This is a genomic window from Streptomyces sp. MUM 203J (genome assembly GCF_022414595.1).
Lineage (GTDB): Bacteria > Actinomycetota > Actinomycetes > Streptomycetales > Streptomycetaceae > Streptomyces.
Genome location: NZ_JADWYO010000065.1, coordinates 24,506 through 33,906, shown reverse-complemented (window position 1 = coordinate 33,906; position 9,401 = coordinate 24,506). Strand labels below are relative to the sequence as shown.

At 72.8% G+C, this 9,401-nt stretch carries 7 protein-coding genes and 1 pseudogene; 4 read left to right on the top strand and 4 right to left on the bottom strand.

Annotated features, from left to right (window positions below):
- Positions 1 to 369: 369 nt before the first annotated feature.
- Positions 370 to 666: pseudogene (locus I3F58_RS24840) on the top strand (site-specific integrase); the annotation flags it as partial.
- A gap of 283 nt (positions 667 to 949) precedes the next feature.
- Here the strand turns inward: I3F58_RS24840 and I3F58_RS24835 are convergent.
- On the bottom strand, positions 950 to 2,113 hold the full coding sequence (locus tag I3F58_RS24835) for a magnesium and cobalt transport protein CorA (RefSeq protein ID WP_240110918.1): 1,164 nt from the start codon (positions 2,111 to 2,113) through the stop codon (positions 950 to 952).
- A gap of 189 nt (positions 2,114 to 2,302) precedes the next feature.
- On the opposite strand from I3F58_RS24835, the gene I3F58_RS24830 reads away from it, so the two are divergent.
- Entirely contained in the window at positions 2,303 to 3,427 is a 1,125-nt protein-coding gene (locus I3F58_RS24830; RefSeq protein ID WP_240110917.1) for a winged helix DNA-binding domain-containing protein, read from the top strand.
- Between the two features lie 83 nt (positions 3,428 to 3,510).
- Here I3F58_RS24830 and I3F58_RS24825 read toward each other — a convergent pair whose 3' ends face one another.
- Positions 3,511 to 4,386 carry a helix-turn-helix transcriptional regulator gene (locus tag I3F58_RS24825; RefSeq protein WP_240110916.1) on the bottom strand — a complete coding sequence of 292 codons (876 nt, stop codon included), beginning with the start codon at positions 4,384 to 4,386 and terminating at the stop codon, positions 3,511 to 3,513.
- A gap of 145 nt (positions 4,387 to 4,531) precedes the next feature.
- Between I3F58_RS24825 and I3F58_RS24820 the strand changes: the two genes are divergently transcribed.
- Complete coding sequence (locus I3F58_RS24820; RefSeq protein WP_240110915.1) at positions 4,532 to 6,214, top strand: AMP-binding protein; 1,683 nt, start codon at positions 4,532 to 4,534, stop codon at positions 6,212 to 6,214.
- Positions 6,211 to 7,821, top strand: coding sequence for an AMP-binding protein (locus I3F58_RS24815; protein ID WP_240110914.1), 1,611 nt, complete (start codon positions 6,211 to 6,213; stop codon positions 7,819 to 7,821). The genes I3F58_RS24820 and I3F58_RS24815 overlap by 4 nt, the downstream gene beginning before the upstream one ends.
- Before the next feature lie 157 nt (positions 7,822 to 7,978).
- On the opposite strand, the gene I3F58_RS24810 is transcribed toward I3F58_RS24815, so the two are convergent.
- On the bottom strand, positions 7,979 to 8,530 hold the full coding sequence (locus tag I3F58_RS24810) for a GNAT family N-acetyltransferase (protein ID WP_240110913.1): 552 nt from the start codon (positions 8,528 to 8,530) through the stop codon (positions 7,979 to 7,981).
- Between the two features lie 17 nt (positions 8,531 to 8,547).
- Complete coding sequence (locus I3F58_RS24805) at positions 8,548 to 9,354, bottom strand: hypothetical protein (RefSeq protein WP_240110912.1); 807 nt, start codon at positions 9,352 to 9,354, stop codon at positions 8,548 to 8,550.
- Positions 9,355 to 9,401: the final 47 nt, after the last annotated feature.

Below are 9,401 nucleotides of genomic sequence, written 5' to 3'. Positions count from 1 at the left end.
AACCGGCCGGCGCAACGGCCAACCACACCCGAAGCGACTCAGAGATCATTTACGGGACAGCCCTTAGCTTGACTCTGTCGGGGATCTTGGAGTTCCTCGGTGCGGCAGCATGATCAACGGGCATGCTCGGGTGGTTCCGTCGACCGATGCAGTTGTCGAGGTGCCCGTTGTCCCTTCGCCCCCGTTCCGGTGAGCAAGTCCCCTCTCTGACCGCGCAGATCGCGCGGGCGAGCAATCCGGGCGGTACGACGGCGATATGGGTACGCGATCGCCTCGATGGGCTGTGGTGCGACGAGGACTTCGCCGACTGGTACCCGCGGGATGGGCGCCCGGGGCTCTCGCCTGCTCAACTGGCCACACGTCGATGTCTGGAAGCCCGCCCTCGCGAAAGCCGGCGTCATTCACATGCGGGAGAAAGGGCAACGCTGGAAGGCGTCCCGCATGGACGGCTTCCGCGTCCTCCACCACACCTACGCCTCGGTCATTCTCGAAGCAGGTGAGTCCGTGGTCACCCTCGCCCGATGGCTCGGCCATTCCAGTCCGACCATCACTCTTGACCACTACGCCCACTTCATGCCCGAAGCGGGCGGCAAGGGACGCGCGGCCGTCGACGCACTGCTTGGCGTAGTACCTGAGTACGTCCCAGAAGACCTCGCCCTCACCTGAGAGAACGGGTGGCACAGCCAGACGCTGTGCCACCCGTTCTCGTTGTTCGGACTTCACGAGGCCGGGCAGTCATGGGTCGGTGCCCGGCCAGCACTCTCCGTGACGACCGTGCCAGCGGCCCCACTTCCCCCAGGCCGTGAGAGGGGAAACGAACCGCAGGTGGGGCAGAGAGTTGCTCACTCCCCAGCGCCGCTCATTCTCCCCAGATTCTCCCCAGGGGCTCGAAGTGACCTCCCCGGTGCATTCGCGTCCATGAAATTGTTCAATGGTTCCGGGTTGCTGTCTACAGCCAGTCCCGCCGCTTGAAGACGAAGTACAGGCCCGTACACACCGCTGCCATCAGCAGAATCGCGAACGGATAGCCGAGTGCCCAGTCCAGCTCCGGCATCGCGTCGAAGTTCATCCCGTAGATGGTTCCCACCAATGTCGGTGCAAACAGAATGGCCGCCCACGCCGAGATCTTCTTGATCTCCTCGTTCTGTTCGAAGCCGGCTTCCGCCAGGGCGCGCATCTCGGCGTTCTGCTGCTGGCCGACCTGGGTCGCGTTGACCGTGAGGATCTCGGTCAGGGCCTGCCGGAAGCCGTCGACTCGTTCGCTGGTGTGGGTGACATGGTCTGCCACGTCCCGCAGGTAGCGCTGGAGCTCCTCGTCCGTGCCGTACTTCGCGAAGCCCGCCATCAGCCCGTGCAGCATGGCCACCAGGGGGCGTGTCGCGCGCTGGAACTCGACCATCTCGCGGGACAGTTCGTAGATCCGGCGCGACACCGCCGGGTCGCCCCGGAAGACCTCCGTCTCGATCTCGTCGATGTCGTTCTGGACCCCTGCCACCACGGGGGCGTATCCGTCGACCACCGCGTCCAGGATCGCGTACAGCACCGCCTCCGGGCCCAGGGCCAGCAGTTCCGGGGTCTCCTCCATACGGCGGCGTACCGCCGACAGGTCCGGCGCCGCACCGTGGCGGACCGTGATCACGAAGTCCGGGCCCACGAAGACGTGCAGCTCCCCGAAGTCCACCTCCTCTGGCGCGTCCAGATACCGGGCCGCCCGCAGGACCACGAACAACGTCTCCCCGTACCGCTCCAGCTTCGGCCGCTGATGTGCCTCCATCGCGTCCTCGACCGCCAGTTCGTGAAGGTCGAACTCGGCTGCCAGGGTGAGCAGTTCCGCCCCGGACGGGTGGTGCAGACCGATCCACGCCATACCGTCCCGCTGCTCCCTCAGCTGCCGGAACGTCTCCGACAGGGACGGCGGGGAGGACACCTTGAAACCGTCCCGGTAGAGGGCCGCCTGGAAGACGCTGCCGGGGGACGGGCCGGCCGGGGCCGCGGTCGTCGCCTGGGGTGCGGTCCGGGCCGGGGCCGCCGCGTCCGGGGATGCGGGCGGCTTCCCCGGTGTCTGCCGCACGGGATGGCGGCGCCAGGTGTGCTTCCTCGAAGGCAGAGTCATCGCGCGTGTCACCTCCCGCGTGCGCCTCGTCGCAGGATATACGCCCCGGTTTGCCCGGGCCTGGGGGCGGCTCCGGGGCCGGTCGGGCCCGGGACCGGCGCCGGGCCGCGCCGCGCCGCCCACCGTACGCCCCGTCCCGGCCCCGCGGACGGCAGCGGAACCGTCCGCCACGCTCAGTAGCGTGGCCCCATGGCCCCGAAGTCCGTGACCGCCACGCCCCCCGTTCTCTCCGGGCGCGCCCTCAACCGCGCCACACTCGCCCGCCAGCTCCTCCTGCACCGCACCACCATGGCCGCCGAGGACGCCGTCACCCACCTGGTCGGCCTCCAGGCCCAGAACCCCCAGCCCCCGTACTACGCGCTCGCCGCCCGCCTTCAGGGCTTCCGGCCCGAGGAGCTGTCCCGGCTGATGGAGGACCGCACGGTCGCCCGGACCGTCTCCCTGCGCTCGACCCTGCACACCCACACCGCCGCCGACATCCGGGCCCTCGGGCCGCTGGTCCAGCCCGCGCGGGACCGCGAGATCGCGGTGTTCCGCAAGGGGCTCGCCGGAGTGGACAGGGACGCCCTCGCCGGCCTGGTCCGTGAACTCGTCGAGGAGCGGCCCCGCGCCCCGAGGGAACTCCGCGCCGCCCTGTCGGCGCGCTGGCCGGACGCCGACCCGCTGGCCCTCACCGTCGCCGCCCGCTGTCTGCTGCCCCTCGTCCAGGTCACCCCGCGCGGCCTGTGGGGGCGCGGCGGCGGCGTCGCGCTCACCACCGCCGACGTGTGGTTCGGCGGGGCGGCCGACGACCCGGGCCTCACCCTCGACGGCCTGGTCCTGCGCTATCTCGGCGCCTTCGGGCCCGCCACCGTCAAGGACGTGCAGACCTGGGCGGGGCTTACCCGGCTGCGGGAGGTCTTCGCGCGGCTCCGGCCCCGGCTCGCCGTCTTCCGGGACCCGTACGGCCACGAGCTGTTCGACCTGCCCGGCTCCCCGCGCCCCGACCCCGGCACCCCCGCTCCGCCGCGCCTCCTGCCGGAGTTCGACAACCTGCTCCTCTCCCACGCGGACCGCACCCGCCTCGTCCCGCCCGCCTACAAGGGCCGCACCTGGCAGGGCAACCAGGCCCGCCGGGCCTTCCTCGTGGACGGCTTCCTCGCCGGGACCTGGCGGCTGAGCCAGGAGGGTGACCGACTGGTCCTCACGCTGGAGCCCTTCGTCCCGCTCGCCCGCGACGAGCGCGCCGCCCTCAGCGACGAGGCCGCGCTCACCCTCGACCTCATGGGCGAGGGCCGCCCGTACGACGTGCGGCTCGGGAGCCCGGACGAGTGACGGTCACCCGCCGCGGTACGGGGGGCAGGGGCCGGTACGACGAGCCACGCCGCCCTCCGGTACGAGGAACGGCACCGACCCCGTCACGGCAGCAGGCCCGCCCGGCGCGCCGCCACCACCGCCTCCAGCCGGGTGTGCGCGCCCAGTCGGCGCATGGCCGAGCGCAGATACGCCTTGACCGTCTCCGGGCGTACCCCCAGCCGCCGTGCCGCCTCCAGGTTGGTCGCCCCCGTGGCCACCGCCGCCAGCACGTCCAGCTCCCGGGGCGCCAGGGCCACCTGAGTCCCGCCCTCGGGTGCGCCTCCGGCCACGGGCGAGGCCCCCGCCGCCACGAGCCGCCCGCACACAGCCAGCAGCTCCGCCCGCAACGCGGGGTCCGGGATCCGCGGCGCGAGCGCGCGCAGTTCCGCGTGCGCCTCCCGCACCGTCTCCCACGAAGCCGCCTCTCCCGGGGTCGCGCCCCGCGGTTCCGCCACACCGGCCGTGCCCGACCGCAGGCGCCTGGCCTCGTCCCGTACCGCCAGGGTCTGCTCCAGGTCGCGCGCCGTCGCCACCGCCGCGTCCAGCACCCGGTCGCCCAGGGGCTGCGGCCGGCGCAGCGCTCCGTACAGCACTGCCCGCACCCGTCGCCGGACGACCACCGGAACCGCCAGGACCGACCGCAGGCCCTCCACCGCCACCGGTGTGTCGTACTCGTGGCTGATGTACCGCGCCTCCGGGTAGTCCGGCACCGCGCACGGCCGGGCCAGCGCCATGGACCGCCCGCCCAGCCCGCTTCCGGCCCCGATCGCCAGCCCGCGCAGCACCTCCGACGACGTCCCGCTCAGCTCCCCGATCCGCAGCGCCTGCCCCGGCCCGTCGTCCAGCATCCCGCCGAACGCCACCGGCAGCCCCGTGGCGCCGCGCAGCCGCAGCAGGGCCGCCCGGAGTTCCGCCGCGTCACCCCGTCGCTCGCTCATGTCCGCTCCCGCTCGTCCGGTCGGGGGTCCGGGGGTCGGCCCCGGAGCAGTACAGCACCCCCGTCCGGGGGTAGTGAGACCTGCGTCACTGATTACACGATGGCGCGCACACCCCCCGCAATGGGCCTGCACGAGGAGGACGAGGATGTCGGCAAGCGGTGCGACCGAGCGGTTCCGGGAGGCCCGGGACTTTCTGCTGCGGCACCGGGAGGACTACCGGACCGCGTACGACGGCTTCGACTGGCCCCGCCCGGCCCGGTTCAACTGGGCGCTGGACTGGTTCGACGTCATCGCCGCCGGGAACGGCCGGACCGCGCTGCACATCGTCGAGGAGGACGGCAGCGAGACCCGGCTGACCTTCGCGGAGATGTCCGCCCGGTCGAACCGGGTCGCCAACTGGCTGCGCGCCCAAGGCGTCCGCCCCGGCGACCGGCTGATCGTGATGCTCGGCAACCAGGCCGAACTCTGGGAGACCGCCCTTGCCGCGATGAAACTGCGCGCGGTCGTCATCCCGGCCACACCGCTCCTCGGACCCGGCGACCTGCGGGACCGCGTCGAGCGTGGCAAGGCCCGGCACGTGGTCGTACGCGCCGCCGACACCGGCAAGTTCGACGCCGTGCCGGGGGAGTACACCCGGATCGCCGTCGGCGGGGCCGCGCCCGGATGGGCCGCGTACGAGGAGGCGCACGCCGCGGACAGCGGCTTCACGCCGGACGGGCCCACGGAGGCCGACGACCCGCTGATGCTCTACTTCACCTCCGGCACCACCGCCCGTCCCAAGCTCGTCGAGCACACCCACACCTCCTACCCCGTAGGCCACTTGGCGACCATGTACTGGATCGGACTGCGGCCCGGGGACGTGCACCTCAACATCTCCTCGCCCGGCTGGGCCAAGCACGCCTGGTCCAATCTCTTCGCCCCCTGGAACGCCGAGGCCACCGTCTTCATCCACAACTACACCCGGTTCGACCCCGCCCGGCTGATGGCCGAGATGGACCGGCACGGCGTCACCACCTTCTGCGCCCCGCCCACCGTCTGGCGCATGCTCATCCAGGCCGACCTGTCCGCGCTGCGCACCCCGCCCCGCGAGGTCGTCGCCGCGGGCGAGCCCCTCAATCCCGAGGTCATCGCCGCCGTGCGGCGCTCCTGGAACCTCACCGTCCGGGACGGTTTCGGGCAGACCGAGACCGCCGTCCAGGTCTCCAACAGCCCCGGCCAGCCTCTGAAGCCCGGATCCATGGGGCGGCCCGGTCCCGGGTTCCGCGTCACACTCATCGACCCGGTGACCGGCGCGCCGGACGCGGAGGAGGGGGAGATCGCCCTGGACCTGTCCACTCCGCCGGTGGGCCTGATGACCGGATACCACGGTGACGCCGAGCGCACCTCCGAGGCGATGGCGGGCGGCTACTACCGCACCGGCGACATCGCCTCCCGCGACGAGGACGGCTACCTGTTCTACGTGGGGCGCGCCGACGACGTGTTCAAGGCCAGCGACTACAAGGTGAGCCCCTTCGAGCTGGAGAGCGCGCTGCTGGAGCACGAGGCGGTCGCCGAGGCCGCCGTGGTGCCCGCGCCCGACGCGGTGCGGCTGGCCGTGCCGAAGGCGTACGTCGTGCTCGCGGACGGGTGGGAGCCGGGGCCGGCGACCGCGAAGGCGCTGTTCGCGCACTCGCGCGCGGTCCTCGCGCCGTACCAGCGCATCCGGCGCATCGAGTTCGCGGAGCTGCCGAAGACCGTGTCGGGGAAGATCCGCCGGGTCGAGCTGCGCGAACGCACGGCGGCGGGGACCGGGGCGGCCGAGGAGTACCACGAGGGGGACCTCCGGTGAGCGGCCTCTCCTACGCCCACGGCACCGGCGGCACCCCGCTCCTCGGGGACACGATCGGCGCCGATCTCGCCCGCTCCGTGGCCCGTTGGCCCGACCGTGAGGCACTGGTCGACGTGCCGTCCGGCCGCCGCTGGACGTACGCGGAGTTCGGCGGCGCCGTGGACGAACTGGCCCGCGCCCTGCTCGCCTCCGGCGTCGCGAAGGGTGACCGGGTCGGCATCTGGGCCGTCAACTGCCCCGAGTGGGTGCTGGTGCAGTACGCCACGGCCCGAATCGGCGCGATCATGGTGAACATCAACCCCGCCTACCGGGTCCATGAGCTCGTGTACGTCCTGAACCAGGCCGGCGTCTCGCTGCTCGTCGCCTCCCTCTCCCACAGGACCAGCGACTACCGGGCGCTCGTGGAGGAGGCACGGGACCGCTGCCCGGCACTGCGGGAGACGGTCTACATCGGGGACGCGAGCTGGGACGCCTTCGTCGCCCGCGCCACCCCGGAGCCGGCCCCGGAGCTGGCTGCCCGGGAAGCCGAGTTGTCCTGCGACGACCCGGTCAACATCCAGTACACGTCCGGCACCACCGGCTTCCCGAAGGGCGCCACCCTCTCCCACCACAACATCCTCAACAACGGTTACTTCGTGGGGGAGACGATCGGCTACAGCGAGCAGGACAGGATCTGCCTCCCCGTGCCCTTCTACCACTGCTTCGGCATGGTCATGGGCAACCTCGCCGCCACCTCCCACGGCGGCTGCGTCGTCATCCCGGCCCCGTCCTTCGACCCCGGGGCCACGCTCCGGGCCGTCCAGCAGGAGCGCTGCACCTCGCTCTACGGCGTGCCGACGATGTTCATCGCGGAGCTGAACCTGCCGGACTTCGCCACGTACGACCTGTCCTCGCTGCGCACCGGGATCATGGCGGGTTCGCCGTGCCCGGTGGAGGTGATGAAGCGGGTCGTGGCCGAGATGAACATGGCCGAGGTGTCCATCTGTTACGGCATGACGGAGACCTCGCCCGTCTCGACGCAGACCCGCCGCGACGACGACCTGGAACGCCGTACCGGAACGGTCGGACGGGTCCTGCCGCATGTCGAGGTCAAGATCGTCGACCCGGTCGCCGGGGTGACCTTGCCGCGCGGCGAGGCCGGAGAGCTGTGCACCCGGGGGTACGGCGTGATGCTCGGCTACTGGGACGAGCCGCAGAAGACCGCCGAAGCCGTGGACGCGGGCCGCTGGATGCACACCGGCGACCTGGCCGTGATGCGCGAGGACGGATACGTCCGGATCGTCGGGCGGATCAAGGACATGATCATCCGGGGCGGAGAGAACGTGTACCCGAGGGAGATCGAGGAGTTCCTGTACGCGCACCCGAAGATCGCGGACGTGCAGGTGGTGGGCGTGCCGGACGAGCGGTACGGCGAGGAGATCCTGGCGTGCGTCATCCCTCGGGACCCGGCGGACCCGCCCACGCACGAGGAGGTCACGGCCTACTGCCGGGGCAGCCTGGCCCACTACAAGATCCCGCGCCGGGTGGAGGTCCTGGAGGCGTTCCCGATGACGGTGAGCGGGAAGGTGCGCAAGATCGAGCTGAGGGAGCGGTTCGGGGCGGACTGAGCCGGCCAGACCCGCCCCGACCCTCGTCGGTCTTCGCGCGGGGGTGTCCCGAGGGCCCGACTCGGGATGGACCCGCACGCACCCGTGGCACGTCGAGGTGTCCGGGGACGAGCACCTGGCGGGGCGGGGGAGACGGCAGTGGCCGGCCTCCGCCCCGTCACGGCAGCTCGCGCCGCATGCAGACACGGGGCCAGTGGTCGAGCCCGTGCGCCGTCTCGGCACAGCGGATGGCGCGCAGTCCTCCGGTGACCTCCGCGTCCCGCAGCGCACGGAACCCGAGCCGTGCGTAGTACGGCGCGTTCCACGGGACGTCGGCGTACGTGGTGAGCGTCAGCGCACCCAGTCCCCGCTCCGCCGCCCGCTCCGCCAGGTCCTCGATCAGCCCGCGGCCCAGGCCCCGCCGGGCTGCGGCCGGGTGGACGGACACCTGCTCGATATGCGCCGCGCCGTCCACCTCGTCCCAGATCAGGTAGGCCACTGGGCGCCCGCCCTGCTCGGTGACCCGGGCGCGCCCGGCCGCCCGGTAGCCCTCCAGGTCCTCCAGCGGCGGCGGGTCGTCGTCGGCGACGGCGTCCATGCCCAGTGCCCGGAACGGCTCGCCCGCCGCACGTTCGATGTCCTGGAGCAGCGGCAGGTCCTCGGGGCGGGCCTGCCGTATCCGTACGGCGGGATCGCTCGCGGGCCTCTGGTCCCTCGCGTCCATGCGCATGCTCAGAATGATGCCCCTCAGGCGCCCTGCGCGACGAGTGCCTGCGCCGGGGGGTTGACGGGCTGCGGGCTGCCGGTGAGGTCCATGACGAACAGCGGCAGGCCGACGCCCGCCGCGCGGGCGCGGGCCTCGGGCTCGTACCCGGCCAGGGAGAAGCAGACGGCCGCCGAGGAGGCGGCGAGCCCCTCCAGCCACAGGCACTCGACGGCACGCAGCGGCACGGGCCGGGTCGTCGGGTCCACCTGGGCGATCAGTCCGGAGCCCCGCAGCTCGATGCCGTACGCCAGGACGGGCCGCTGCTCCTCCGGCTGGACGAGGTCGCGGAAGCCGAGCCAGGCCAGGTAGCGCGCGGCGGCTGTCACCACGTCTCGGGCGGTGCGGATGGTGACGGGCGTGAAGGGCGGGCGTACGGGGGCTGCCGGGGGCGGCTGCGGACCGGGCCCGGCGGAGCCGCCGGGAGCGGTGGCCGCATCGCTCGTGGACGGCCCGTCGGCGGCCGGTCCCGGCCCGCACGACCCGGTCGCCGTCGCCGTGGCCGCGTCCGGCTCGGTCCCGGCGGCCGTCACCGGCCGCACCGGCAGCCGCAGCACCGTCCCGCAGGGGCAGCCCAGCTCCGGCTGGGGTGACTGGTTCTGGCGCCCGCACGCCCGGCAGCGGACCGTGACCCAGGCGTCGCTCCAGGTGAGGTGGGTGATCGGGTCGGCCGGGGCGCCGCGCACCAGGGGCGGGGCGACGGGCGCGCCGCACCTGCATGGATAGGCGCTCGCCGTGTACACGTGCGTGCGGCGGCAGACGGGGCAGCGCACCGGCACAGCGTCGCCCACGGTCCCTTCCGCTCCTTCGGCTCGCTCTGCTCCCACGTCGCCAGGCC

Coding starts and splice junctions, on each gene's coding strand:
- I3F58_RS24810 (WP_240110913.1), bottom strand. CDS start 8,530: ATGCGCATGGACGCGAGGGACCAGAGGCCCGCGAGCGATCCCGCCGTA.
- I3F58_RS24835 (WP_240110918.1), bottom strand. CDS start 2,113: ATGACTCTGCCTTCGAGGAAGCACACCTGGCGCCGCCATCCCGTGCGG.
- I3F58_RS24820 (WP_240110915.1), top strand. CDS start 4,532: ATGTCGGCAAGCGGTGCGACCGAGCGGTTCCGGGAGGCCCGGGACTTT.
- I3F58_RS24830 (WP_240110917.1), top strand. CDS start 2,303: ATGGCCCCGAAGTCCGTGACCGCCACGCCCCCCGTTCTCTCCGGGCGC.
- I3F58_RS24825 (WP_240110916.1), bottom strand. CDS start 4,386: ATGAGCGAGCGACGGGGTGACGCGGCGGAACTCCGGGCGGCCCTGCTG.